Below are 25138 nucleotides of genomic sequence, written 5' to 3'. Positions count from 1 at the left end.
CTTTACAATATTTTTACCGAAGTCATACTCAAAGAACCTGCTAATAATTTATCATTAAAAAGTTCCAATTCATCAATTTTATCTTTTAAACCTAAAGTATACAAAAGCGGCAAATAATGATCAGGAGTTGGAATTGCAATTTGAACTGCCTTGCTCATTTTTTCAAAATCAATTAAAGGCTGAAAATTTCCGTCTAATAAATAATTATTTACAGTTTCTCTGGCTTCAATTGCCCAGTCGTAACCGTAGTTATCTTTGTCAAAATTCCTGAAATCGACCAAACGAAGATTATGCACAATATTCCCGCTTCCAATTATCAAAACGCCTTTGTAACGCAAGGCTTGTAATTTCTGCGCCAATTCAAAATGATATTGACCCGATTTTGTGTAATCAATACTCAACTGAATTACAGGAACATCTGCATTTGGATATAAATGTTTAATTACGCTCCACGCACCATGATCCAAACCCCAATGCTCGTCTAATTCGACCTGAACCGGATCTAATATTTTTTTAGTTTCCAAAGCCAATTCCGGACTTCCTTTTGCTGGATATTGAACATCAAAAAGCGCCTGCGGAAAACCCCCAAAATCATGAATGGTTCTTGGCATTTCCATAGAAGTTACTTTGGTTCCTTTTGTAAACCAATGCGCCGAAACACATAAAATCGCATTTGGTTGCGGTAAAGTTTTGGCCAAATCTCTAAAACCAGCTACAAACTGATTTTCTTCAATGGCATTCATTGGGCTTCCATGTCCTAAAAAAAGAACCGGCATTTTATCTGTATTCGAAAACGTTGACGAAATCGAATGTAAGTCATTTAGTGTTGTCATTTGCAAAGCATTTATTAGCCACGAATTCACGAATTATTTAAATAAAAATTCGTGAATTCGTGGCTATCAAAAAAATCATTCCTCAAAACTCTCGTCTTTAAATCCTATCAAATATAACTTATTTTTAGCACGCGTCATAGCCGTGTAAAGCCATCTAATGTAATCTCTATCAATTCCGTCCGGCAAATAAGGTTGTTCAATAAAAACCGTATTCCATTGCCCTCCCTGCGATTTGTGACACGTGATTGCGTAGGAGAATTTTACCTGAAGGCCATTGAAATATTCGTTCTCTTTTACCTTTTGGAATCTCTTATATTTTGTTGGTTCGTCTTCGTAATCTTTCATTACTTCTTCATACAAACGATTTGATTCTTCATACGTTAACGATGGAGATTCGCTTTTTATGGTATCTAAAATCAAAACCGTTTCAAAAGGTTTTTGGTCCGGATAATCGACCATTCTGATTTTTACTTTGGCAAAAGTAAAACCATATAATTCTTTGATTCCGAACATTTCCAGCACTTCGATAATATCACCATTTGCAATAAATCCTGCTTCATCGGTTTCTTTTAGCCAGAAATAATTGTTTTTAACAACCATCAAAAAATCACCAACTGAAAGTTCACTTTCCTTAAATAGAATTCGGCTTCTGATTTGTTCATTATACTGATTTGCTCTTTTATTTGACCGAACAATAAAAGCCGTGTCTTCAATACTATAATTGCTATAAGCCGAATTTATAGCGTCCTGAATATCATAACCGTCAGTCAAACGAACAATATCTTTGAACTTTTTTACATTGAATTTAAACTCTGTAATAAAGCTTTCTTTCAGCAATTCACGAAGTTCTGTTGCATTAAATAAAATTCCTGAACTTTCTTCCTGACGCATAACTTCGTCTAACTCGATATGTTCAATTTCTTTATCGTAATGCACACCAAGCGTCTGAATATCAAGCGCCGGAGAAATATCTAAATTCACAGGAGGAAGCTGAGCCGTATCTCCCAAAAGAATCATTTTGCAATTGCTTCCGGAATATACATAATTGATTAAATCATCCAGAAGTGATCCGCTGTCAAGCGTGCTGTCTGAAATCATCGAAGCTTCATCGACTATAAAAATCGTGTTTTTATGTTTATTGACTTGTTTGGTAAAAGCCACTCCGCCGCCCGATGATTTTTTAGGAAAATATATTTTTTTATGAATCGTAAATGCTGCTGTATTAGAGTAATTCGAAATCACTTTTGCTGCACGTCCTGTTGGCGCAAGCAAAACAAATTTTTTATTGATTTCTCCAAGATTGTTTACAATCGTTGAAATCACCGTTGTTTTTCCGGTTCCGGCATATCCTTTCAATACAAAAATCGTATCGTTTTTAGGTTCAGTTAAAAAAATTGCGATTTTCTGAAAAAAAACATCTTGTTTGTATGTGGGTGCAAAAGGGAATCTTTTTTGTAAAACGCTGTAAAACAATGTTGAATTCATAGGGTAAAATTGGAATACAAAGTTCGGCTTTTTTAACCGCAATTTCAACTTTAAATAGTTTAAACCATGATAAGTGATATAAGTTCATTAAAAAAAATAATAGTACCGTAACATCTTCCTAACTTTTCTTTAAAATTGTTTTTTGAAATTGCAATTATTATTGTTGCTTTTTAATTTGTAAGTTTGTGGTCGCTCAAATTCTTTCTTGATTCAAAAACAGGTAACGAGTTGTAAATCAGATATGTCATTACAAAACACTAACATTACTTCCAAAAATTACAAAAAACTTTCTATTCAGGTTTCTCTGACTGGATTTTCATTTTGTTGTTTTGACACTTTAAATAATGTCATTACAACCTATAAAGATATAAAGTTTGATACGTCAGGCAAAACCGGTAAAATTGAAGACTTGTATAGTGAGGCTTTTAAAAGTAATCGTGAATTAAAGGACATTTACGATGAAGTAATGGTGATTCACTCCAATAATCTTTCGACTTTTGTTCCAGAGCCTTTGTTTGATGAGGAATATCTTGGAAGTTATTTGCAATACACTACAAAAGTTTTTGAAACCGACTTTTTTACGTTTGATCAAATCTCAAATTATCACATGAATTCGGTTTATATTCCGTATGTGAATATCAATAATTTTTTGATTGATAATGTTGGGTCATTTGATTACAAACATGCCAATAGTATTTTGGTTGAAAAAATTCTGGACAATTCAAGAAACAACGACGAAAAGAAAATGGTGGTCAATTTTAACCCTGGCCATTTTGAAGTTATAGTGGTTCAAAACCAGAAACTTCTTTTTTTCAACTCATTTGAATATCAAACCCCTGAAGATTTCCTATATTACCTACTATTTACTGCCGAACAATCGAATTTAAATCCGGAGATTTTTCCTCTCGAATTATTAGGCACGATAGACCAAAACGATCCATTTTATGCCATCGCGTATAAATACATTCGTAATATATCCTTCCTGGATGTAAGCACATTACAGCAAAAAAACAGCTTCTCTTTAAAAGAAAATCAAAAACATTATATTTTATTCCAATCATGAGAATTATTTCAGGAAAACACAAAGGGCGTCGAATTTCTCCACCAAAAAACCTTCCTGTAAGACCAACAACTGATATGAGCAAAGAAGCATTATTCAATGTTTTGAACAATCATTTTAGTTTTGACAGCTTAAAGGTTTTAGATCTATTTTCAGGAACTGGAAATATCAGCTATGAATTTGCTTCACGCGGAAGCGCTCCTATTACCTCCGTTGATGGTGATTTTGGATGTGTAAAATTCATCAAACAGGTTTCGTCAGAATATGACTTTGATATTGCGGCAACAAAAAGCGATGTTTTCAAATTTTTGGAAAGTTGCAAAACTTCTTATGATATTGTTTTTGCCGATCCTCCTTACGGACTCGATCAGGCGACTTTTGAAAAAATTGTACTAACTGTTTTTGAAAGAGATTTGCTTCACGAAGACGGCATGATGATTATTGAGCATTCAAAATATACAAAGCTCGATCATTTGAGTAATTTTTCTTTTCAGAAAAGTTATGGAGGTTCTTTTTTCAGTTTCTTCGAATTAAACTCAACTGATGATGATGAAGAACTTCCGGGAGATTCTCCAATAAAAATTACTGAAGAAGACGAAGGATAGTTTTTCCTTTCATGATATTAAAAACCCTTTGTAATTGAATTTACAAGGGGTTTCTTTTGAGTTTACAAAAGTCTTAAACTATCACATTAAAGTCTTTTAGAGATGTTTGTAGAAAGCCATTTCTATTTTTTTTGTAAAAAAATTTTTTATGAAAAAACTAGTATTATTTTTTGCATTAGTAGCTTTAAGTTCATGTTCTCATGATGACGACTATAAAGAAAAAAACTACCAAGGTCCAAGATATATGGATCCGCCTGTTTGGCTACAAGGAGTTTGGATGGATGACAAACAAAGGCAATTTAAATTTACTGAAGACGATATATTATATAAATATCCTATGCAAAACTATATTTCTGCTAGTGATGAAATACATGATTTTGAAAGAAAATATTGGGATGATTATCAACATTATCAAAATCCAAATGTTCAAGAAATTGAAATATTAGATTATTATAGTTTGAAATATAATTGCTACAACGCACCAAGCAAAAAATTTATATTCACAAGAATTTCAAAAAACCAAATTGAATCAACAGGTTTTATGCCTGGAATATATACGAGGCAATAGCTATCTATTTTTAATAAAAAAAATCCGTTGAAGTTTTCAACGGATTTTTCATTTTTATTTTCTTATTCCAAAATAATAAGAAATTCCAGCCCCTACCCCAATTGTACTATAATCTGTATTATTATAAGGAAGTCTATTTAAAGTTTTTCCTAAACTGATTTTGTTAAAATTGAGACTTAACGCAATAGCATCTGAATTAAATATCGGAAATTCCATTCCAAGGGTTAGACCAAAAGAATGCTGCCAATCTGCAGATTTACCATTTACACTAAAATTATTCTCAGGATTGCTATAATCTATAAATCCATAAGTTCCATTAGCAACAATTCTAGACATGTTTATTTTGGGAACTACATAATACCAACAGGCAGCATTGTCATAATCTTCTCCACTGTACCAAAAATATATTTTAGGTCCTAAATTAAAGTTTAGCATATAAACATTTCCAGATGTTTTTTCTAAAGTATTACTGTCAAAATCATAAAACTCTTGATCTTTAAGCCTCATTATAGAATAACTAATTCCAACTTCAGGTTTAAATAGAGGATGAAACTCAAATTCTGCTCCTCCACCTACATCTACGATTGCTCCTTTTTTAAAGTCGTTACTTACGCTGTAAGCTGTTACATTTCCAAAACCTCTAATTACTTGCGCATTTACAAAAGAAAATGATAACATTATAGGGATTAAAAAAATCCTACTTTTTAAATTACAAAACTTCATTACTTAATTTTTTAATTGTTTAAATTTAAAAATCAAGCATTCAAAAATCATTCCTAAAAAGAAAGAATTAACCTACTTTTTTATCTAATCCTATTTTCACTTTCATTTATGTTCTTCTGCTTATATTTGGAATCTTTTATCTTTCCGAACGAATATTTAATAGCAATCGAAACTTCATGAGCATCAACTACATATCTTGCTCTCGAACTAATGTTATTTATTGTAAACTCTTCTTTTTCAATTACATTTTTAAAAACATTATTCCAACTCAAAGTACAATTCCAGTTTTTAAAAAACTTTTTTGACAGCGCCAGATCAAAAACAAATCTGGGATTTCGTTCAAAAACGCCTTTGTATTGCGTTGTAGCGCCCCACCAACCAATCATTATATTATAATCTTTTGGAAGCTTGAATTCATTATTAGAATAGAAATACAAATAAGGTTTCGAGGATAAAAATACAGCTGAGGCATCTTCAATTTTTTCCAGAATAAAAATAACCGAATTATTCATTGTCCAAAATTTATAAGTAAAAGGCACTTCAAAATCAAGGTTTAATCCCCATTCTTTATCAAAATTTACATCTTTAAAAGTCATGACATTTTGCTCATTGTCAAAAAAGAAACTATTGTAAACCGGATTTTTATTTTGATAATAACTCAGTTTTACCGATTTATCATGATATTCAAAAGATGTCGAAATTTCATTAATAATTGTTGGATCCAGAAAAATATTTCTGGAATATAAAAAGTACGGATTAATGTATGTTGCGCCTTGACTTAAAGAAGAATAATTAGGTCTCGAAATGCTTTTTGCGTAATTTACGTTAATACTTTTTGTACTATCAATTGCATAAGTAAACTGTGCTTTCGGAAAAAAGTTTGTGTAGTTTTTATCAATTAAAGGCGCCAAATCGGTTTTAAATTTGCCGTTTACATTTGTATTTTCCACTCTTAATCCAACTGAGAAATTGACTTTTTTTATTTTTCCGGAAAGCTGTGTATAGCCGGCCAAATTTTGTTCTTCAAAATCATAATTACTGATTTCGTTCGTATTTGTTTGATTATAAAAAATAGCAATATCTGACTTTGAGTTTGCCGACGAAAATAACCCGCCAGCTTCTAATTTCATTTCGTTTTTAAACTTTTTATCCGCATCTATTCTTCCTGAAAAGACATTAACTTTAAATTTCTGATTACGAATTTGTGTCAAATCAAATCGTGTCTCATTAAAATTATCCTGAACCTCGCTCCAAGATTTTTGATCGAAATTAGAAAACTGCAATCCAGTAAAAACTTGTGTATCAATAGATTTTATCTTCTTAGAATAATTCAAAAATGAGTTTATAAAATTCTTTTGCCCCTCATTATCACTATACGTTACAACACTATTTACTTCATCTTTATTTTTATTATTCGTGATTGTATTAATCGGAAAAGAATCACTTTGCAGTTTACTGCTCACATTAAACGAAAAATAATCTTCATCATTTATTTTGAAAAAGAAACCTCCACCAAAAATATATTGTTTCCTTTTTGTACTCGCAGTTACATCATATATAGAAGCAATTTCGGCAGCTGGAATCCGATAATCAATACTATGATTCTCCCACGGATTCAAGCGGTTGTAATTAAAATTAGCTTTCCATTCAATTTTGTTTTTTTTGAAACTAGAGTCGAATCCTAAATAATTATTGTAGTTTTTTTTAAAAGAAGCCGTTTCAGAAATTTCGGTTCTAAAACCATCCTTTTTGCTAAATTTTCTGGTAATTAAAATCACGGCGCGACCTTCAGCTTCATATTTTGAAGATGGATTTTGAATGATTTCAATTGTTTTGATATCGGCGACAGCCAAAGCATTCAGATCATTCATTGTCACTTTTTGATTGTCAATATAAATCAGCGGAGTTCCTTTGCCGACAACCGTAATTTTTTCGCGATCTGAACTCACTTGCACCGCTGGCAATTTTGCAAGCAAATCAACTGAATTTGGAATTGAATTATAAATTGAATTCGCAACATCAACTTTTATATTTCCGTTTGAATTGGTAAACGTTTTTTTGTTTTGATTGATTACAACTTCTTTCAAACGATTTGAAATCGAGTCTTTTGGCTTTTCATTTTGGGCATTCGAAAATAATGAAAGAAGAAAAAGAAAAATAATCAAAAAGATTTTTACAGGCAAATAAATAAAATTCATCTTAAAAAATATTGGTTTGTGATCCTGCAAAAATGATTTGAAAAAACAATTCCGAAAGTTAATTGAAGGTTAATGCGCGGTTAATCTCTTTTTTGTTGCCCAAAAGCATTATTTTTGAAACAGATTTAAGATTGGTATGAAACAAAGAATCAATTTATTAATAGCATTTTCTGTCGTCGCATTTATTGTTTTGACGACGGTACAATGTTATTTGGTAAAAACCACTTACGACTACAAAGTGGCGCAATTTCATACTCAGATTAAAAATGAAATTGCTCAAATCACCAATAATTACAGCGATATTGATTCGGTATTGGTATCTAAAAAAGAAGCGCTTTACAAGCGTTTATCAGAAAATTATATTCTTAAGAAAAACAGCAAATCGTCTGTTAAAACGGGAATTTTAGAAAATGAATATAAAGATGCTTTAACCCAAAAAATTCAGCGAAAGTTTGAACGAGATCTGCCTAATTTTAAAATTGATTTTGCGATTGTTCTCAACAAATTTATCCTTTACAAAAACACCAAAAAAGCCGATACAATTTTCTCTGAAAAGCCTTTTATTGAAAATAAATTATACGGAAATCTGGCTTCTCTGAATCATGCTTTTTTAGTTAGAAGTTATGTTGGAACTACAAACGGAAGCTTTCAAAATCAGAACTATCAATTGCTGACTGAAGATTCGATGTATGTTTCGGTAATTGATTGGGAAATGATTATTTTAAGACGAATGACTTTTATTTTGATTTTGTCTTTGTTTTCGATTGCAACGATTATCAGTCTTTTTGTGATTGCGATTAAAGCATTGATTAAACAGAAAAAAGTTAGCGATGTCAAAACTGATTTCATCAACAATATCACACACGAACTTAAAACGCCATTGGCAACTTTAGGAATTTCTACAAAAATTTTAGAGCAAAAAAATATTCGTGACAACGACGAAAATTTCAATTCCATTGTCAATACAATTTCGCGTCAAAACAATCGACTTCAAAATTTGATTGATCAGGTCATGGCAAATTCATTGGCAGAAAATGAAATTGAACTGAAGAAAGAAAAAATTGAAACCGAAGATTTTCTGCTTTCGATTGTCAACGATTTCAAAATTACATTTCCGAAAATCAACCTTAAAACAGATTTTCAAACACAGAAAACCGTTTTAATTTTAGATAAATTTCATTTAACAACTGCGTTTCTAAATGTCTTGGAAAATGCTGTAAAATATGGTTCCAAAACCATTATCGTTAAAACTAGAATAGTTGAAAAACAATTATCCATTATTTTTGAAGATGACGGAATTGGCATTTCAAAAAACAAACAATCACTGCTTTTTGAGAAATTTTATCGTGTAGAACAAGGAAACCTTCACAACACAAAAGGTTTAGGTTTAGGACTTTATTATGTCGATCAAATCGTAAAAGCGCACCAGGGAACTGTTAGTGTGATTAGCGATTTAGGAAAAGGAGCTCAGTTTACTATTTTATTAAAAGTTTAAATATCTTATTTTGAAAAAATTACTTTTGGCCGAAGACGATTTTGATTTTGCTGCAATTTTAAAACAGTATTTAGAACTGCATCAATTTGAAGTAATCTGGGCGGAAAATGGTGAAATAGCTTTAGATTATTTTAAAAACCAAACTTTTGATATTTGTGTTCTTGATGTAATGATGCCCAAGCTAGACGGATTTTCATTGGCAGAAAAAATAGTCGCCATCAATCCTGAAATTCCATTTATTTTTCTGACTGCGAGAAAATTAAAAGAAGACAAAATCATCGGATTAAAACTTGGAGCAGATGATTATATCGCAAAACCTTTTGAAGTCGACGAACTAGTTTTACGTTTGAAGAATATATTAAAGAGAATTGAGCAAAAAAGAAGTCTGGAAGGAAATAATATTATCGAAATTGGTTCTTATATTTTTGATAATGAACGCCTAACACTCACGACTCAAAATCATATTCAACAACTCACAGAGAAAGAGGCTTCTCTTATTGAATATCTGTATCTAAATCACAATCAATTGCTAAAGAGAGATCAAATTTTAATGTCTATTTGGAAAAAAGATGATTATTTCTCAGGACGAAGCATGGATGTTTTTATCAGCCGACTAAGAAAATATTTTAATTCTGATCCAAAAATCAAAATTGAAAGTGTTCGAAATATTGGATTAGAATTTAAGATTCAGAAGTAAGTCTGCAAATGATATAAGTTTACTAAACAATTGTGTAACAACATTTAATAGTTATGACAATAAATTTGTTATATAACTTTAAAACTAATAATCATGAACCTAAAAAGATTATTCGGCGGACTACTTACTGTTCTCGGAATTATAGGACTTATTTATACTGCTGTAATTTTTGCCGGCACTAGCGGAGAAACCAGAGATGTAAAATCTTTAATTATTTATGGAATTTTAGGAATCGTATTTTTTATGTCTGGAATCAGCTTGGTTCGAACTACAAAAGACGAATCTTAAATTTTAAAGTGCAACGTTTCAGAGTTACAAAGTGACAAAGTTTTAAATTCTTTGTGTCTTTGTAACTCTGAACCTTTGTTACTTTGTCCCTTTGTCCCTTTGTTCCTTGTTCCTTTGTCAAAAATTTATTCTTCAAAAACGGTACTCAAATTCAGTACTGTAAAATCTCTTTCGGTTTTTGAAATGATGATTGTTGCAACTGTATTCCCTATTAAGTTTGTAATGGCTCTGGCTTCGCTCATGAATTTATCGACACCTAATAAAAAAGCCAAACCTTCAACCGGAATTTTATGCAATGCCGTCAATGTCGACGCTAGAACTATAAATCCACTTCCGGTTACGCCCGCCGCTCCTTTTGATGTAATCATCAAAATTCCTATTACCGTCAGGATTTCAAAAAAATTCAAATGCACATCATACAGCTGCGCCAAAAATATCACCGACATCGAAAGATAAATTGAAGTTCCGTCAAGATTAAAAGAATAACCTGTCGGAATCACCAATCCCACAACCGATTTACTACAGCCCATTTTTTCCAATTTTACCATAATACTCGGCAAAGCTGCTTCAGAAGATGAAGTTCCAAGAACTAATAAAAGTTCTTCTTTTATATATTTTAAAATGGAAAGAATACTTATTTTATAATATCTCAGGATACTTCCTAAAACCAAAAAGACAAACAACGCCATTGTCAGATAAACGCAAAGCATCAATTTTCCAAGCGGAATCAAAGTTGCTAAACCAAATTTCCCAATCGTATAAGCCATTCCGCCAAAAGCGCCACTTGGTGCCAAATACATAACATATTTTAAACCTCTAAAAACGACATTCGAAATTCGTTCTAAAACTAAAATTGTTTGTTCTCTTTTTTGATAAAAATTTAAGGCGATTCCGCAGATAATTGCCGCGACTAAAACCTGCAAAGTGAAATTTGAAAAGAAAAACTGCAACCACGAAAAATGCTCTGCTGAACTATTCGTATATTGGCTTGCATCGCCAATTTGCAATCCCGATTTGTCAATTTTTCCTGGCTTAAACAAATACGCCACTGCAACTCCAATTGCCAAAGCAACAGTCGAAACAACTTCAAAATAACCTAACGCTTTTACGCCAATTCGACCAACTTTCTTCAAATTTCCCATTCCGGAAATTCCTAAAACAATCGTCAGGAAAATAATTGGCCCAATAAAAAGTTTGATAAGATCAATAAATCCTTTCCCAACTTTTTCCATTTTAATTCCATTTTCAGGCGAAAAATGTCCGAGCAAAATTCCGGCAATAATTGCAATCAAAACCCAGAAAGTAAGATTGGTGAGTATAGTTTTTAAGAGACTTTTTTTATTTTTTGAAGAAGTATTTGGGCTAGAAATATTCATGAAAATTAGTTAGATAGTTTCACAAATATATAAAAAAAGCAGACCTATAAGCCGGATTCTGTTCTTGTCTCATTTTGCAACGAGACAATACCTTATCATTTATCTAGATCGAACATTACTGCGCGACTCAAGCTACCTACCCTTCAACAACGGACGAGAAGCCCTTAAATGCTGATATACTTGGTATTTCACCGCATAGAGTTTACCTGGTTTCACTACAGCATTACCTGTACATACTTTCTGTTGCACTTGTCCTTGTCTCGTCAGTAAAGACGAGACCGACGGGTGTTACCCGCTATGCTTCTCTATGGTGTCCGGACTTTCCTCCCCTCCGATAAAATCGGAGCGACGATAAGGCGGTCTGCGGTGCAAAAGTAACACTTTATGAGTGAAGAATAATGAATTTAAATTTTCCATTTTACGAATTTTATCATAACTTTTTAATTTTAAAATAGTTATCTTTAAAATTCCATAATTTTAAATTCGGTTATCATGAAAAGAATGTATCATTACGCAACTGTTTCAAAGGCTTTAGATCAATTGAATGAGAAAGGATTTACGTGCGATTTTAATCGAAATGCTGACATGATTAAAAAGAATCCTGAGAAATTTGAAATTGTTCATGTGTATCGATACGAGGGTGAATCAGACCCAGGCGATGAGGCAGTTGTATACGGAATTAAATCTATTACAGGCAAAAAGGGAGTGTATGTTGCTGGCTTTTCGGCCGATTCAGATCAGGAAACAGCAAAGTTTTTATTTGATTTAAGTATTAGGGGAAGGTAATTTTTTAAATCCCAATCTGAAGTTTGGGAAAAAGAAAAATCCAAATTCTAATCTTACAAGGTGTAAAATTGGAATTTGGATTTTTTTATTGGATCTTTTTCAATATTATACTATCGGAATTTTCAATTTCCAACCAGGCTGAATCAGATCTGGATTTGAAATAATATCTTTATTGGCTTCGAAAATATCCTGCCACGAAACTCCATATGCTTTTCCAATTTTCGAAAGAGAATCACCAATTTCAACTGTGTACTCTCTTGAAATTTTTTCTTGGACTTCAATATTCATCACCACGTCTGCCGATCTGTATTCGGGATCTGCTTTTTCATAAGCATCCCAAAGTTTGTCTTTGTCGGCTGCTGATTTTGCTACACCGTCAATATACAATACATGATCTTGTTCGCGTATTTCCAAATTTTCAATTCCTAATTCAAAAGCTAAATCCACCACCGTTTTATATTTGTCTTGTAAACTCATAACCTTTTATTTAATAGTTAATTGATTATCAACTTTTTTAGGTTTCAATTCCTGTACACTTTGAATTAAAGGCTGAAGTTGCTCTTTTTTGATTTCTCCAGATAACGTTACAACACCTCCTACTACGGTAGCATTCACGCCATCATAAGCTTTTATAACTTTACCCACCGATTTATCGAGATCATTATCCGGGTTAATTACAACTGCTGCAGCTGCGGGTTCTACATTTGGTTCCGGAATCTGACAGTTGTTTATAACCGATTTAACTCCTTCAACTGATTTCACTGAACGTTCGATATTTTTTTTGAAAGCTTCATCATCACATTTTCCAACAATTGTAGCAACACCATCATGCACAGTTACATGTATACCTGGTGTATTTAATTTTTCGCTGATTGCTTTTTCTAAGTCAGCATCCTTTGGAGTGCAAGACAATAAAGAAATGGCAAGCCCTATTCCCAATATAATTGATTGAATTTTCATAACGCTATATTTACTAATTAACTATCTAAAATTAAATAGATTACGCGCTAAAACTTTATACGATATGCTTATGTGTTTTATATTATTTCCAGTACTTTTTTTTAAAAGAAGTCAAAGCTTAAAAATAAGATTTAAGCTGTAAACTGGAATTGAAGTTAAAAAACAAAAAATTAATCCAAAAAATCTGGTGGAAACATTTGCTGTCCGTATTTCAGAAAAATGGAGTTTATTTTTTCTTTTTTTTCAATTTCTGAGTCTGAAGAATTAGTTTCCATATAACTTGCAATTTCTTCAAACAAATCATCTAAACCAGCGGGACTAACCGTACATAACAATTTGGCAGGTTCGTTGCTCAGATTTTTAAATCCATGAACAATTCCACCTTTTGGAATATTGACAAAAGCATTTTTCTTCGCAACATAAATCCCTAATTCCGATTTAAATGTAACCTCGCCTTCCAACACAAAAAAAGTCTCTGTAAAATCAGGATGCACGTGCGGATTCGGCCCGGCACCAGGCGGAACTGACATTTCGATTACAGCATATTCCCCATTGGTTTCTTTTCCTGAAATGACAATACGGTAATTTCCTCCGGCAATTTTTAGTTTATGACCTTGGGTTTCGTCGACAGTTAGTATTGGATTTTTCATTTTGGATTCTTTTATATTTTTTCGCTTTAAACTTTTGCAAAAGACAAAATTATCTATTCATGTTGTGTCACGTCATTATATTGCCAAAGCACATTTATAATTTTCCATTCGCCATTTTCCTTCACAATGTGCATATAATCAATCCATGCATCAGCAAGTAATTTAACTGATGCTGTTTTAGCAGAAACATCTAGTAGCTTGATTTCTTTTCTTGGGTTCTTCGGGAATTTATCTCCTTTCACATTATAAGTTTCTGCCAGAATAACCATGTTTTCTGAGAAGAACTCTGAGATATAATCTTTTTGAGCAACCTTGTTTCTAAAAACAGATCTTTTCACCATTCTTGGATGTAGTGCACTTTCCATTAGTTTAGGATTCGGATTATGTTGCGCTTCAATATATGCCAAAGCTACACGCTTAATATCTAAAGTATCTTGTGCAGTTTGAGCCTGGATTTTAAAAGAATAAAATATAATTGCAATTAGTATTAGATATTTTTTCATCGGAAATGGGTTTAGAATTTATTATTTAAAGCGTTCCAAAACTGTTATTAATTCTTCTAATTAAAACATTGGAATTTTAACCCCTGATTCTATTTTAGCTTCTTTTAATGCCCTAATAAAAACGAAGTTTTTTTTACTTTTAAAAGTAAAGTATAATTATCTAATACAGTTACATGAAAATTCAAGTTTAACATTATAAAAAATTGTTAAGAATTTAATCTTTCTCAATTATATCTTTTGTAATGCAATTCAGTATTTCCGCAAACTATTTCGGTTCTACCATTATTAGTTTCTTCTCCAGTATTAATTTGTCTCAAAATATTCCTACTTTCATCAAAATAAAATGCCCACAAAGACTTATCCTTAAAAACAAAATCAATAAAACTGTAACTAAAATCTTTTTGCGTAGTTAAAGATATCTTTTCTATTGTTATTAGTTTATTTTCTTTCGTCTCAATATCTTCTTCGTAAAATTGAAACTCATGCTCAGTTATTACCAGTATTTTCCTTTTCGACATATTCTCTTCGGAGGTAAATCCCCAATTTGAACCACTTTCAAATAAAACCCATTTACCAATATATTTTCTAATTACTTGATATTGCACTATTGAATCAGATTTAATAAGGGCTAGTTGACCTAATTTACTTTAGAATCTAATTTATTTGCATAACGAAATACATCAACAGCAACTTCTATTTGATTGTTTTTCAAAAATTTTTGAGCTTTTTTAAAAGCCAATTCTTGATCTTTTAAAATTGAGTTTTTCTGACCGTAATTTAATAGAGAAATAAATATAAAAAAAAAGGGTAATCACATTTTTCATTTGAACAAATCTAAGTTATCAGAAAATCTCTTACTTTGTAAAAATACTAAAATTACTATTAAAGAAAAAGTATGATTTCAAGCTAAAACCTGTTTTAAAAATGAAAACAGCAATGATTCAACTACTTAAAAATCTTTCAATTTTTAAATTTTTAAATCATTAAATTATACTCTATATTTGCTATCGAATAAAAAAGAATATGGAACAATTTGTAGTATCGGCACGTAAATATCGCCCGCAGACCTTTAAGGATGTTGTGGGGCAAAAAGCCATTACAAATACGTTGTTGAATGCTATTGACAGCAATCACCTTGCTTCTGCCCTTTTGTTCACTGGACCACGTGGAGTTGGAAAAACTACATGTGCTCGTATCTTGGCCAGAAAAATAAATCAGCCTGGGTATGACGATCCAAATGAAGATTTTGCATTTAATGTTTTTGAGTTAGATGCTGCTTCAAACAACTCGGTTGATGACATTCGTAACTTGATTGATCAAGTTAGAATCCCGCCACAAACCGGACAATACAAAGTGTATATTATTGACGAGGTTCATATGTTGTCTTCGGCTGCTTTTAATGCTTTTCTGAAAACATTGGAAGAACCGCCAAAGCATGCAATTTTTATTTTAGCAACAACAGAAAAACACAAAATCATCCCGACGATTTTATCTCGTTGCCAGATATTTGATTTCAAAAGAATTACAGTAAAAGATGCTAAAGAACATTTAGCCGATGTTGCTGCGAGTCAGGGAATTAATTTTGAAGATGATGCACTTCACATTATTGCTCAAAAAGCTGATGGTGCAATGCGTGATGCTTTGTCTATTTTTGACCGTGTAGTTTCGTATTGCGGAACTAATTTAACGCGTCAGGCTGTAACTGAAAACCTAAACGTTTTAGATTACGAAACTTACATTTCAATCACCGACTTGATTCTGGAAAATAAAATTCCAGATTTATTGATTGCCTACAACGACATTCTTTCAAAAGGTTTTGACGGACATCATTTTATTGCCGGATTAGCCTCTCATTTTAGAGATTTGTTAGTGAGCAAAACCCCTGCAACTATTGCTTTATTAGAAGTTGGAGAGCACGCACAACAAATGTATGGCGTTCAAGCGCAGAAATGTTCGCAGGACTTTTTATTAAAAGGAATCGACATTGCAAATGACTGCGATTTAAAATATAAATTAAGTCAAAATCAGCGACTTTTAGTTGAATTATGCTTGATGCAATTGGCCTCTATCAATTTTGATGGAGAAAAAAAAAAGCTGAGCAATTCATAATTCCGCCCGTTTACTTTAAAAACGGAGGCTATTCTATTGTCGAAGTTGAAAGCTCAAAATCGAAAGTTGAAAGTCAGGCTGTTTCCGAAAATATAAAATCAGAAAATGTAACTGCTTCGACTGAAATTGAAAGTCCAAAAAACACAACTATTTCTGAAACTCCAAAAGTTCAGATTCCGCAAACTCCAGAAAAAGAGTCAAATAGCACTCCAAAAGTTTCAGCATTTTCTTTAGCTAGTATTCGCAAGAAAAAGGAATTAGAGGCCAGCAGCAAATCTTACGTTAAACCTTCTTCTGTATTACCGACCGAAGAATTTAACGAAACAGACATGCGTCTTCATTGGACTAAATATGCCGAACGCTTAGGCCAAAAAGGCTTAAAGATTATGGAATCTATACTTTTGATCAGTGATCCGATTTTGAATGGCACAACGATCACTTATGAACTACCAAATGAAGGGTCAAAACTGGAATTTGAAAGCCAGATGAATGGATTACTTGGACATTTAAAAGGACATTTGCACAATCACGACATTACTATCGAGGTAATTGTAAATGAACAAGCTGAAACCAAAAGGACTTACAATAATCAGGATAGATACAATCGTCTTGTTGAAATCAATCCAAACCTTGAACTTTTACGCTCAACATTTGGACTGGATTTAAAAGATTAATCTTTTTTTATTTCAGAAATTTATTTGTTTTGAAATCCGAAATTATACACTTTTTCAAGCCATTTTTTTCTTCGAATTTCATTAGCCGTTTTTATAATTCCGATGTAACTCACTTTTACAGGTTTTACACCACAAAACTCTAAAGTTGATTTTCTTAATTGATTCACACTCGGTCTTCCAAAAAAAAATCGATAATACCAGCCTGGCTGATCTAAAGTTGTTATAATATATGCTGTTTTTCCTTTAAGAAGTTTATCCCACCAAACTGAATTTTCTCTGTATTGAAAAGCCATTCCAGGTAAAAATAAACGATCAATAAAACCTTTTGTGATTGCCGGAAGCCCGCCCCACCAAACAGGATGAATCCAAACTAAATGATCTGCTCTTTTAATTTTCTCCCAGGATTCCATTAAATCCGGTTCTAATTCAGTTCGTTTTTGATAACCAAACTGCAAATTCGGGCTGAATTTTAAATCGGCAATTGTAACTGTTTCAACTTGAGCACCAGAAGCAATTGCGCCGTTTTTATAAGATTCAGCAATTGCAAAGTTGAAACTTGCTGGATTAGGATGTCCGTTTATAATTAGTATTTTTTTCATATCAATGTTTTTTCAAAAATACCATTAGGACACATTATTTTACTAGACAAATGTCCTAAAAAAACCACTGAGATTTATTCCTCTCGCAGATTTAGCAGATTTGGCTGATTTAAAATAATTTAAAAATTCTTGCTGACTTATAACTATAACATTGAAAAAACAAATCTGTTTAATCTGCAAAATCTGCGGGAAACAAAAAATCAAACTACAGACTTTCTTATTCGGCTTAAATGTCTTGGAGTAATTCCTAAATAAGAAGCTAAATATTGCAATGGAATTAACTGCAAATATTTTTGATGATTCTGATATAATTCTTCGTAACGCTGTGCTCCAGATAATTTCTGAAAAGAAACCATTCTTTTATGAAGATTGACAAATTCCAGTTCGGTTAGCTTTCTACCGGTTTCCTGCCATTTGAAACCCGATTTGTAAAGTTTATCCAAAGCACTTCTGCTTAAAATCTGTAATTCGGTTTCGGCAAGAGCCTGAATGTTTTCTTCGGCTTTTTCTTCAGTAATGAAACTGGCAAAAGAAGCCATAAATTCATTTTCGAAAGCAAAACAATTTGTGATTTCGTCCCCTTTATGATTTACAAAAAAAGATCTCAAAATGCCTTTTTTGATAAAAACAACCTCATTGCAAACCTGATTCTCAGTCAATAAAAGTTCCCCTTTCTTCAAAGTTCGAAAAGTTATTAAATCATCTAAGAGATTTAATTCCTCCGGAGAAAAGTTTTGAATGGACTGAAAAACTGATTTCATGAATTAATCATTAGAATAGAAAGCTCTTTCAATACGTTTGTCCGGAATAAGCCATAACAGCGCTACAATAAAATAAGCAGCACCAGAAATCCATTCGCTATAAAACGAAGAAATAATCCCAATTATATACAAAACGGCTGATACTTTACCTTTTACATCTCTATTAAGGGCTTTTCGCAATCGAGAATCTTCTCCTTCATTGCACATAATTACATATTGCAAAATAACATAGGAAATGGCGCATAAGAGCAAAATAACACCATACAAAGCCATTGACGCTTTTGCAAAATTATGTTCACCCATCCAGCCCGTTGAAACTGGAATCAATGAAAGCCAAAACAATAAATGCAGATTGCTCCAAAGCACTTTTCCGTTTACTTTAGACAAGCCATGAAGTAAATAATGGTGATTGTTCCAATAAATTCCAACATAAATAAAACTCAAAACATAACTTAAGAACTTAGGAATAAGCGGTTTTAAATCAGCAAATTCATGTCCCGCCGGAACTTTGATTTCTAAAATCATAATAGTTATGATAATAGCCAAAACGCCGTCACTAAAGGCTTCAAGTCTGGTTTTATTCATTTATTTAGAATATAAAATTAAATTTTCCCATAATACATTGCTTTTACGATACCATCAGAAAGCCCAATTTTTGGAACATAAATCTGGCGCGCTCCACTCCATTTCATTGCGTTTAAATAAATACGCGTTGCATGTATGATAACGTCGGCACGGTCGGAATTCAATCCTAATTCGGCAATCCTTTGTTCATAAGTTAATGAATTCAAGAAAGCATATTGCGAATTAATATAAATGTATGAAAGCGGTTTTTCCTGTTGCTTTCCAGACATTTTAAATAATTTATTGATGTTTCCTCCAGATCCAATCAAAGTAACCTCATCATAATCGGCAGTATTGGTTTTAATCCATTTTTCAATTTCATCCCAAACTACATCGCAAACCATATTATTTAACAAACGTACCGTTCCGGCTTTAAATGATCTTGAATTGATCATTTTTCCGTCAGAAAACAATGTAAACTCGGTACTTCCACCTCCAACATCTACAAATAAATAGGTTTCATCTGTTTTTAATAAATGATGTAAATCTGTCGAAGCAATTATGGCAGCTTCTTTTTTACCGTCAATAATTTCTATTTTAATATCGGCTTTCTTTTTAATCAAAGCCACGACTTCTTTGGCATTGTAGGCTTCACGCATTGCCGAAGTTGCAAACGCCATATAGCGTTCTACTTTATGAACTTTCATCAAAAGATTGAATGCTTTCATGGCATCCACCATTCGATCTGTATTTTCTTGTGATATTTCTCCAACAGTAAAGGCATCTTGTCCCAAACGAATTGGCACACGGACAAGCGAACTTTTGTTGAATTGTGGTTCTTTGCCTTCTTGTTCTACAACATTCGATATCAGAAGCCTCATGGCATTTGAACCGATATCTATTGCTGCAAATTTTCTAATATTAATCATGCTCACTTATGATTTGAAAAATTGGTTTTAATTAGTCTATTTTTTGAGGAACTGTTTCAGCTATCTCAATTTTGTTTTGGTAATATTTATAGGTTTCAAATTGCGCTCTAAATGGGGCATGATGATTTCGAGGCTTGTATTTGTTATCTAATTTATACGAATGATATCTTACTTTAACATTACCTTTCCATGCAATATTAAAATTATCAATCAGTTCTTTTTTAATTTCAAGATCATAAATTGGACAGGTTACTTCTACTCTTCCATCAAGATTTCTAGTCATAAAATCGGCAGATGAAATGTAAACTTCAGTTAAACCTGCGTTTCCAAAAATATAAACTCGTGAATGCTCTAAGTAATTATCTACGATACTGATGGCTTCTATATTTTCGCTCATTCCGGGAATTCCGGGAATAAGAGAACAAATTCCTCTTACCTGAAGCTGAATTTTTACGCCCGCATTACTTGCTTCGTAAAGTTTATCGATCATTTTAAAATCAGACAAACTGTTCATTTTTAATTTTATATGTGTTTTTCTGCCGGCAAGAGCGTGCAAAATTTCACGATCGATTAATTTAATGAACTTGCTTCTTGTATAATGAGGCGATACAATTAAATGCTTGTATCTGTGAACTCTATAATTGATATCGAAGAATTCAAATATTTTTGATGTGTCTTTTAAAATTCCCTGATGACATGTAAAAAGTGTAACATCAGTATAAATTTTTGCTGTTGATTCATTAAAGTTTCCAGTAGAAATAAATCCGTAACGACGTGTTTTACCATCTTCGATTCTTTCAATTACGCATATTTTACTGTGCACTTTTAATCCTTTAATTCCAAAAATAAGATCAATTCCTTCCGTTTGCATTTGCTCTGCGTACGAAATATTACTTGCTTCGTCAAAACGGGCCTGAAGCTCAATTTGCACGGTTACTTTTTTACCATTTTTCGCCGCATTTATTAAAGAACTGATGATTTGTGAATTCTTTGCTAAACGATATAACGTAATTTTAATACTTGTAACCTTTGGATCTAAAGCTGCTTCACGCAAAAATTTAGTCAAATATGAAAAAGATTGATAAGGAGCATGTACCAAATAATCTTTTTTGTTGATTTTTTCCAGAATACTTCCATCGAGACTTAAACCAGGAACCGGTAAAGGCTCATTTGGTTTATACAATAAATCGTAGCGTCCTAAATTTGGAAATCCCATATAATCACGACGGTTGTGATATCTTCCACCAGGAATTATACTGTCTGTTTCTACAATTTTCATTTTTTCCAAAAAGAACTGCAGCGTATCTTCCTCAATTAAATTGTCATAAATAAAACGAACAGGCTCTCCAATTCGGCGGTCTTTTACTGAAGTTGATATTTTTTCCAACATACTTTTACTTAAGTCGCTGTCTATATCTAACTGTGCGTCACGCGTAATTTTGATCATATGCGCCGAAACACTTTTATAATCAAAAATATTGAAGATGCTTTTCAATTTATAACGAATTACATCATCAATTAAAATTACATATTGTTTATCGTCTTCTGAAGGAAGTACAACAAATCGGTTTATGTTTTTTGGAATTTCAATTAAAGCATATCGAACTTCATCATTTGCCAATTCTAACCGAACTGCCAAGTAACCCAAAGTATCTTTTAAAACTGGAAAAACCGCAAGATCATTCAAAATAATGGTCACCAGCTCCGGACTTAATTTTTGTGTAAAAAAGTCTTTTAAGAAACATTCCTGTTTTGGGGAAATTTGAGTTTCGTTGATTATAAAAATATTTTCGGCTTCCAGCTCTGCTTCAATATTTCCAAGAATACGCAAACTTTCGGATTGTTGCTGAATTACGATTTCGGTAATATCCTTAATTAATTGATGGGCAGAAATTCCGCCTAAATACTTTTCGCCAGAAATACCCGAAAGACTCAATCTTCGAATTGCAGCATACCGAACTCTGAAAAATTCATCTAAATTGTTTGAAAAAATCCCTACAAAACGCAGCCTGTCTAAAAGAGGAACTGTATTATCTCCAGCTTCCTGAAGCACTCTTGCATTAAACGCTAACCAACTTTTTTCTCTATCGATATATTTCTGTTCGTACACTTTATTTATTTTAAATCTTTGGGGAAAATTGTTTTATGTGTCTTGCCTTTATTGAGCGCATCCCAGCTTTCTGTGTCAAATTGAAGGGAGACAAAACCTGAAGTTGGGACATTATCTATAAAAACATCCCCAAATTTATTAACAAAATTTGTAATAGCCTCGTTATGTCCAAAAAGAATAACGCTTTCTAAACTATTATCACACGATTTGATAACTTTTTCGAGTTGTCGTTCATCAAATGTATACAGCTCATCTTTGAAAATAATACTTTCTAAAGGGTAAGAAATATTTTGAGCAAAAATAAGAGCCGTTTCTGAAGCACGTGCCGCAGTACTGCTCCATATAATATAAGTTTTCGGTAGGTATTTTGAAATATTTGAAGACACTTCGTGCGCATCCAAAATCCCTCTCTTCATCAAAGGTCTATCAAAATCTTTTAGAGGTGCTTCCCAGCTTGATTTGGCGTGTCGTATTAAAATTAAGTTTTTCATAAAAGATATTATTTAAAATAAATACATCGAGAAAACTATTTTCTAAGTTCTAATTTACAAAAGAAATTTTAATACTCTCCCTTTTTTTATTTCTGTTAACATTCTAACAAAATTTTAACAAGAATTACAATTCGCAAAATGTAAATATTAGATAAAAATAAAAAATGTGATTTTATGCATTTTATGTACTTCATCTATAAAATTAGTTTTTAGTCGATATTTTACTTTTATTCAAAATTTTAACCAAATACCTGATTATTAATCATTTAAATCTTTTAAAAAAACTCATTATCGCTAATAAAGCAAAAAAAAGAGACAGAAAAATTTTACTTTTTGTATTTAAAAAAAATATTTTTTACTCAATTTTTAATAAAAAAACAACACTTCAACGAGTTTTTAGGTTAGTTACAGATAAAAAAAACATATTAGAAAAACTCTAATATAACTTTGATTCTGTTAAAATATTAAATATATCACAAAACAGAGAAGTAATTAGCAAGAATCTAAAAATGACACTTCATAGATCTCAAAAGCGTCAAAATTGTAAGTTATTTTTTTGGTTAGAAATGTACGATGTGATTAAAAACCTATTTGTCCCATTTAAAAAAATAAATAGAACCGTTTTTACATCTTCTTGAGAAATTTTATTAAACATTAATCTAAAACCTATTAAAAAACACACGCTCTTTTTTTACAAGCCGACTAAATCAATGTTATAATTTTTATTAAAAAAAAGCCTTGACAAATTAAAGATCAGTTAAACAATTGATTATTAATTAAAAAATCTCAAAATATGATTACTAAAGTTTAAAAATTAGAGATTATGAAAAACATTACTTTAATGAATATGAATATTAAATACGTTTATGTTGCGTTGCTTTTAATATTTATTACAAGTGGCTATTCTCAAAACACATATGATGGCAATTACTGTCCTGGACCAGGTGCAGTAGGTGATGAATATGCGACTGGAACGGTTTATAGTACAGTATTGTTAGCTAACCCTTCTTCAACATGCAACATTGGGACGATTCGCGCCAAAGTTGATACCCAAAATCAAGTTTTAAGATTAGGTATGGACATTGGTAATGGTGGTTCGGCACTTTTTAGATTGTACTTAGACACCGATAATAATTCAGCAACAGGATTAACCTCAGATTCATTTGGAGGAACCATTAGTGTAGCTGGTGCTGAGTATATCTTAGAAATTAATTCTAACGGTAGTGGTTTTACTTTATATACGGGAAATGGTAATGTTAAAACTCAAACTAATGTTATCCCTGCAGGTCTTGCTGCTAAGGCAGGTAATGCCAATTGCAATTCTGGCGCTACATTTTTAGAGTTTAATGTTCCGTTTGGAAGCTTGGGAATTAACATTTGCGATCCCAATAATCCTGGCGTAATTAACGTTACAAAATTAGCTTCTGTTAGTGGTAACTCACCTAATTCAAGTCTATGTACTAATACTCCACTTACTTTTGGAATTCCACTAAAAGGAACAGTTGGACCAAACACAACTATTTGTTCAGGAGCTAGTGCTGCCTTAACAATAACAGGCCTCAATGCTGGTTCTACTGTAAGTAAATGGCAATCATCTGTTGCTCCTTTTTCAGTGTGGGTAGATATTGCTAATACTGCAGGCTTAACAGCTTACAATACAGGTAATTTAACAGAAACTACAAAATTCAGAGCAATATTTTCTAATTCAGGTTTATGCTCTGGAAGTAATATTGCAACAAGTGAAGCAACCGTAACAGTAAATGCTCCAACTGTTTGTTCTATTACTGGCACTACCGGCCCTGTATGTTTATCTTCTTCTAATGTTTATTCGGCTCCAGCCAATATGACGACTTATTCATGGTCTTTGCCTTCGGCAACTGCAAATGGTGCTACAATCACATCAGCTACAAATTCACAAAACGTAACTGTCCAAGCTGGTTCCACTTGTAATACAACCTTTAAATTAGTATTAACCACTACTTTGAATGGATGCAGTTCTACTTGTGAAAAAATAATAACAGTAAACGACACAACGGCGCCAACTTGGACAACTACAGCAGGTTCATTAAATGCTACTTTGGAATGCAGCGATACAGCAGGATTGACAGCGGCACAAAATCAGGCTCCTGTTGCCACAGACAATTGCGGAGGAACTATAACTTATACAAAAGTGAGCGGAACTTTCGTCGCTGGAACTTGTGCAAACTTTGGAACTTACACCAACACTTGGACCGCTAAAGACGTCTGCAATAATACTTCAACAGTTTTTACTCAAGTGATCACTATTCAAGATACTACTGCTCCAACTTGGACAACTACTTCAACAGCTTTGAATGTGACTTTAGAATGCAGCGATACTGCAGGATTGACGGCAGCACAAAATCAGGCTCCTGTTGCCACAGACAATTGCGGAGGAACTATAACTTATACAAAAGTGAGTGGAACTTTCTTAGCTGGAACTTGTGCAAACTCTGGAACTTACACCAACACTTGGACCGCTAAAGACGTCTGCAATAATACTTCAACAGTTTTTACTCAAGTGATTACTATTCAAGACACTACGGCTCCAGCTTGGACAATTACAGCAGGTTCATTAAATGTTACTTTGGAATGCAGCGATGCGGCAGGTCTTGCCAATGCACAGGCTCAGTTTCCAACAGCTTCCGACCTATGC

26 protein-coding genes and 1 other RNA gene are annotated in these 25138 nt (G+C 32.5%); 10 read left to right on the top strand and 17 right to left on the bottom strand.

Features of this window, described 5'->3' with window-relative positions:
• Positions 1 to 2: 2 nt before the first annotated feature.
• Both ygiD and ACWA1B_RS20660 read right to left on the bottom strand, forming a co-directional pair.
• Positions 3 to 833, bottom strand: a complete 831-nt coding sequence (ygiD, locus tag ACWA1B_RS20665) for a 4,5-DOPA-extradiol-dioxygenase (protein WP_456910238.1) — start codon at positions 831 to 833, stop codon at positions 3 to 5.
• Positions 834 to 908: 75 nt separating this feature from the next.
• Positions 909 to 2318: an ATP-dependent DNA helicase gene (locus ACWA1B_RS20660; RefSeq protein WP_456910236.1), complete on the bottom strand. Its 1410-nt coding sequence runs from the start codon at positions 2316 to 2318 to the stop codon at positions 909 to 911.
• Positions 2319 to 2559: 241 nt separating this feature from the next.
• Between ACWA1B_RS20660 and ACWA1B_RS20655 the strand changes: the two genes are divergently transcribed.
• The 3 genes from ACWA1B_RS20655 (at position 2560) to ACWA1B_RS20645 (ending at position 4551) form a co-directional block, all read left to right on the top strand.
• The gene (locus ACWA1B_RS20655) at positions 2560 to 3381 is read left to right on the top strand and encodes a DUF3822 family protein (RefSeq protein WP_456910234.1); all 822 of its coding nucleotides are present in this window, start codon (positions 2560 to 2562) and stop codon (positions 3379 to 3381) included.
• Positions 3378 to 3983: an RsmD family RNA methyltransferase gene (locus ACWA1B_RS20650; protein ID WP_035650813.1), complete on the top strand. Its 606-nt coding sequence runs from the start codon at positions 3378 to 3380 to the stop codon at positions 3981 to 3983. The genes ACWA1B_RS20655 and ACWA1B_RS20650 overlap by 4 nt, the downstream gene beginning before the upstream one ends.
• 148 nt (positions 3984 to 4131) lie before the next feature.
• Positions 4132 to 4551: a hypothetical protein gene (locus tag ACWA1B_RS20645; RefSeq protein ID WP_456910232.1), complete on the top strand. Its 420-nt coding sequence runs from the start codon at positions 4132 to 4134 to the stop codon at positions 4549 to 4551.
• Between the two features lie 54 nt (positions 4552 to 4605).
• Here ACWA1B_RS20645 and ACWA1B_RS20640 read toward each other — a convergent pair whose 3' ends face one another.
• Positions 4606 to 5229 (bottom strand): hypothetical protein, encoded by a 624-nt coding sequence (locus ACWA1B_RS20640; protein WP_456910230.1) that lies wholly within the window; start codon positions 5227 to 5229, stop codon positions 4606 to 4608.
• 125 nt (positions 5230 to 5354) lie between these two features.
• Complete coding sequence (locus ACWA1B_RS20635) at positions 5355 to 7472, bottom strand: TonB-dependent receptor domain-containing protein (protein WP_456910228.1); 2118 nt, start codon at positions 7470 to 7472, stop codon at positions 5355 to 5357.
• A 136-nt stretch (positions 7473 to 7608) separates the two neighbouring features.
• On the opposite strand from ACWA1B_RS20635, the gene ACWA1B_RS20630 reads away from it, so the two are divergent.
• The 3 genes from ACWA1B_RS20630 to ACWA1B_RS20620 all read left to right on the top strand — a co-directional run bounded on the left by ACWA1B_RS20630 (position 7609) and on the right by ACWA1B_RS20620 (position 9952).
• Entirely contained in the window at positions 7609 to 8967 is a 1359-nt protein-coding gene (locus ACWA1B_RS20630; protein WP_456910226.1) for a sensor histidine kinase, read from the top strand.
• Positions 8968 to 8977: 10 nt separating this feature from the next.
• Positions 8978 to 9664: a response regulator transcription factor gene (locus ACWA1B_RS20625; RefSeq protein ID WP_456910224.1), complete on the top strand. Its 687-nt coding sequence runs from the start codon at positions 8978 to 8980 to the stop codon at positions 9662 to 9664.
• 93 nt (positions 9665 to 9757) lie between these two features.
• Positions 9758 to 9952: a hypothetical protein gene (locus tag ACWA1B_RS20620; RefSeq protein WP_035650797.1), complete on the top strand. Its 195-nt coding sequence runs from the start codon at positions 9758 to 9760 to the stop codon at positions 9950 to 9952.
• Positions 9953 to 10077: 125 nt separating this feature from the next.
• Here the strand turns inward: ACWA1B_RS20620 and ACWA1B_RS20615 are convergent, their stop codons facing one another.
• Together ACWA1B_RS20615 and rnpB are read right to left on the bottom strand one after the other, a co-directional pair.
• On the bottom strand, positions 10078 to 11328 hold the full coding sequence (locus ACWA1B_RS20615) for a cation:dicarboxylate symporter family transporter (RefSeq protein ID WP_456910222.1): 1251 nt from the start codon (positions 11326 to 11328) through the stop codon (positions 10078 to 10080).
• A 31-nt stretch (positions 11329 to 11359) separates the two neighbouring features.
• An RNA gene (gene rnpB / locus ACWA1B_RS20610) (RNase P RNA component class A) lies at positions 11360 to 11696 on the bottom strand.
• 124 nt (positions 11697 to 11820) lie between these two features.
• On the opposite strand from rnpB, the gene ACWA1B_RS20605 reads away from it, so the two are divergent.
• On the top strand, positions 11821 to 12114 hold the full coding sequence (locus ACWA1B_RS20605) for an SH3 domain-containing protein (protein ID WP_456910220.1): 294 nt from the start codon (positions 11821 to 11823) through the stop codon (positions 12112 to 12114).
• Between the two features lie 105 nt (positions 12115 to 12219).
• Here ACWA1B_RS20605 and ACWA1B_RS20600 read toward each other — a convergent pair whose 3' ends face one another.
• The 5 genes from ACWA1B_RS20600 to ACWA1B_RS20580 form a co-directional block, all read right to left on the bottom strand.
• Complete coding sequence (locus tag ACWA1B_RS20600; RefSeq protein ID WP_456910218.1) at positions 12220 to 12591, bottom strand: LysM peptidoglycan-binding domain-containing protein; 372 nt, start codon at positions 12589 to 12591, stop codon at positions 12220 to 12222.
• Positions 12592 to 12597: 6 nt separating this feature from the next.
• Positions 12598 to 13074 (bottom strand): BON domain-containing protein, encoded by a 477-nt coding sequence (locus ACWA1B_RS20595; protein ID WP_456910216.1) that lies wholly within the window; start codon positions 13072 to 13074, stop codon positions 12598 to 12600.
• 170 nt (positions 13075 to 13244) lie between these two features.
• Positions 13245 to 13724: a cupin domain-containing protein gene (locus ACWA1B_RS20590; RefSeq protein ID WP_456910214.1), complete on the bottom strand. Its 480-nt coding sequence runs from the start codon at positions 13722 to 13724 to the stop codon at positions 13245 to 13247.
• 53 nt (positions 13725 to 13777) lie between these two features.
• On the bottom strand, positions 13778 to 14227 hold the full coding sequence (locus ACWA1B_RS20585; RefSeq protein WP_456910212.1) for a nuclear transport factor 2 family protein: 450 nt from the start codon (positions 14225 to 14227) through the stop codon (positions 13778 to 13780).
• A 224-nt stretch (positions 14228 to 14451) separates the two neighbouring features.
• Entirely contained in the window at positions 14452 to 14832 is a 381-nt protein-coding gene (locus ACWA1B_RS20580; RefSeq protein WP_456910210.1) for a hypothetical protein, read from the bottom strand.
• A 418-nt stretch (positions 14833 to 15250) separates the two neighbouring features.
• On the opposite strand from ACWA1B_RS20580, the gene dnaX reads away from it, so the two are divergent.
• A complete protein-coding gene (gene dnaX / locus ACWA1B_RS20575) occupies positions 15251 to 16336 on the top strand; it encodes a DNA polymerase III subunit gamma/tau (protein ID WP_456910208.1) in 1086 nt (361 codons plus the stop codon).
• Between the two features lie 386 nt (positions 16337 to 16722).
• Complete coding sequence (locus ACWA1B_RS20570; protein ID WP_456910206.1) at positions 16723 to 17010, top strand: DNA polymerase III; 288 nt, start codon at positions 16723 to 16725, stop codon at positions 17008 to 17010.
• Positions 17011 to 17030: 20 nt separating this feature from the next.
• Here the strand turns inward: ACWA1B_RS20570 and ACWA1B_RS20565 are convergent, their stop codons facing one another.
• From ACWA1B_RS20565 to ACWA1B_RS20540, 6 genes are all read right to left on the bottom strand, one after another.
• Positions 17031 to 17609, bottom strand: a complete 579-nt coding sequence (locus tag ACWA1B_RS20565) for an NAD(P)H-dependent oxidoreductase (protein WP_456910204.1) — start codon at positions 17607 to 17609, stop codon at positions 17031 to 17033.
• Between the two features lie 200 nt (positions 17610 to 17809).
• On the bottom strand, positions 17810 to 18370 hold the full coding sequence (locus tag ACWA1B_RS20560; RefSeq protein ID WP_456910202.1) for a Crp/Fnr family transcriptional regulator: 561 nt from the start codon (positions 18368 to 18370) through the stop codon (positions 17810 to 17812).
• Positions 18371 to 18373: 3 nt separating this feature from the next.
• Positions 18374 to 18955, bottom strand: a complete 582-nt coding sequence (locus tag ACWA1B_RS20555; RefSeq protein ID WP_456910200.1) for a TMEM175 family protein — start codon at positions 18953 to 18955, stop codon at positions 18374 to 18376.
• Positions 18956 to 18972: 17 nt separating this feature from the next.
• Complete coding sequence (locus ACWA1B_RS20550; protein ID WP_035650761.1) at positions 18973 to 19863, bottom strand: Ppx/GppA phosphatase family protein; 891 nt, start codon at positions 19861 to 19863, stop codon at positions 18973 to 18975.
• Between the two features lie 31 nt (positions 19864 to 19894).
• Positions 19895 to 21973, bottom strand: a complete 2079-nt coding sequence (ppk1, locus tag ACWA1B_RS20545; protein WP_456910198.1) for a polyphosphate kinase 1 — start codon at positions 21971 to 21973, stop codon at positions 19895 to 19897.
• Between the two features lie 5 nt (positions 21974 to 21978).
• On the bottom strand, positions 21979 to 22464 hold the full coding sequence (locus tag ACWA1B_RS20540; protein ID WP_456910196.1) for a SixA phosphatase family protein: 486 nt from the start codon (positions 22462 to 22464) through the stop codon (positions 21979 to 21981).
• 823 nt (positions 22465 to 23287) lie between these two features.
• Between ACWA1B_RS20540 and ACWA1B_RS20535 the strand changes: the two genes are divergently transcribed.
• On the top strand, positions 23288 to 25138 hold a 1851-nt coding region (locus ACWA1B_RS20535; RefSeq protein WP_456910194.1), incomplete at its 3' end, for an HYR-like domain-containing protein.

Source organism: Flavobacterium xizangense, assembly GCF_054075145.1.
This window is presented reverse-complemented; position numbering and strand designations above follow the sequence as displayed.

Excerpts from the sequence above, each read along its gene's own strand:
- ACWA1B_RS20620 (WP_035650797.1), top strand. The coding sequence starts at position 9,758 with ATGAACCTAAAAAGATTATTCGGCGGACTACTTACTGTTCTCGGAATT.
- ACWA1B_RS20615 (WP_456910222.1), bottom strand. The coding sequence starts at position 11,328 with ATGAATATTTCTAGCCCAAATACTTCTTCAAAAAATAAAAAAAGTCTC.
- ACWA1B_RS20650 (WP_035650813.1), top strand. The coding sequence starts at position 3,378 with ATGAGAATTATTTCAGGAAAACACAAAGGGCGTCGAATTTCTCCACCA.
- ACWA1B_RS20595 (WP_456910216.1), bottom strand. The coding sequence starts at position 13,074 with ATGAAAATTCAATCAATTATATTGGGAATAGGGCTTGCCATTTCTTTA.
- ACWA1B_RS20565 (WP_456910204.1), bottom strand. The coding sequence starts at position 17,609 with ATGAAAAAAATACTAATTATAAACGGACATCCTAATCCAGCAAGTTTC.
- ACWA1B_RS20590 (WP_456910214.1), bottom strand. The coding sequence starts at position 13,724 with ATGAAAAATCCAATACTAACTGTCGACGAAACCCAAGGTCATAAACTA.
- ygiD (WP_456910238.1), bottom strand. The coding sequence starts at position 833 with ATGACAACACTAAATGACTTACATTCGATTTCGTCAACGTTTTCGAAT.
- ACWA1B_RS20630 (WP_456910226.1), top strand. The coding sequence starts at position 7,609 with ATGAAACAAAGAATCAATTTATTAATAGCATTTTCTGTCGTCGCATTT.
- ACWA1B_RS20660 (WP_456910236.1), bottom strand. The coding sequence starts at position 2,318 with ATGAATTCAACATTGTTTTACAGCGTTTTACAAAAAAGATTCCCTTTT.
- ACWA1B_RS20540 (WP_456910196.1), bottom strand. The coding sequence starts at position 22,464 with ATGAAAAACTTAATTTTAATACGACACGCCAAATCAAGCTGGGAAGCA.
- ACWA1B_RS20560 (WP_456910202.1), bottom strand. The coding sequence starts at position 18,370 with ATGAAATCAGTTTTTCAGTCCATTCAAAACTTTTCTCCGGAGGAATTA.
- ACWA1B_RS20645 (WP_456910232.1), top strand. The coding sequence starts at position 4,132 with ATGAAAAAACTAGTATTATTTTTTGCATTAGTAGCTTTAAGTTCATGT.
- ACWA1B_RS20550 (WP_035650761.1), bottom strand. The coding sequence starts at position 19,863 with ATGATTAATATTAGAAAATTTGCAGCAATAGATATCGGTTCAAATGCC.
- dnaX (WP_456910208.1), top strand. The coding sequence starts at position 15,251 with ATGGAACAATTTGTAGTATCGGCACGTAAATATCGCCCGCAGACCTTT.
- ACWA1B_RS20570 (WP_456910206.1), top strand. The coding sequence starts at position 16,723 with ATGGAATCTATACTTTTGATCAGTGATCCGATTTTGAATGGCACAACG.
- ACWA1B_RS20555 (WP_456910200.1), bottom strand. The coding sequence starts at position 18,955 with ATGAATAAAACCAGACTTGAAGCCTTTAGTGACGGCGTTTTGGCTATT.
- ACWA1B_RS20605 (WP_456910220.1), top strand. The coding sequence starts at position 11,821 with ATGAAAAGAATGTATCATTACGCAACTGTTTCAAAGGCTTTAGATCAA.
- ACWA1B_RS20635 (WP_456910228.1), bottom strand. The coding sequence starts at position 7,472 with ATGAATTTTATTTATTTGCCTGTAAAAATCTTTTTGATTATTTTTCTT.
- ACWA1B_RS20585 (WP_456910212.1), bottom strand. The coding sequence starts at position 14,227 with ATGAAAAAATATCTAATACTAATTGCAATTATATTTTATTCTTTTAAA.
- ACWA1B_RS20600 (WP_456910218.1), bottom strand. The coding sequence starts at position 12,591 with ATGAGTTTACAAGACAAATATAAAACGGTGGTGGATTTAGCTTTTGAA.
- ACWA1B_RS20640 (WP_456910230.1), bottom strand. The coding sequence starts at position 5,229 with ATGTTATCATTTTCTTTTGTAAATGCGCAAGTAATTAGAGGTTTTGGA.
- ACWA1B_RS20655 (WP_456910234.1), top strand. The coding sequence starts at position 2,560 with ATGTCATTACAAAACACTAACATTACTTCCAAAAATTACAAAAAACTT.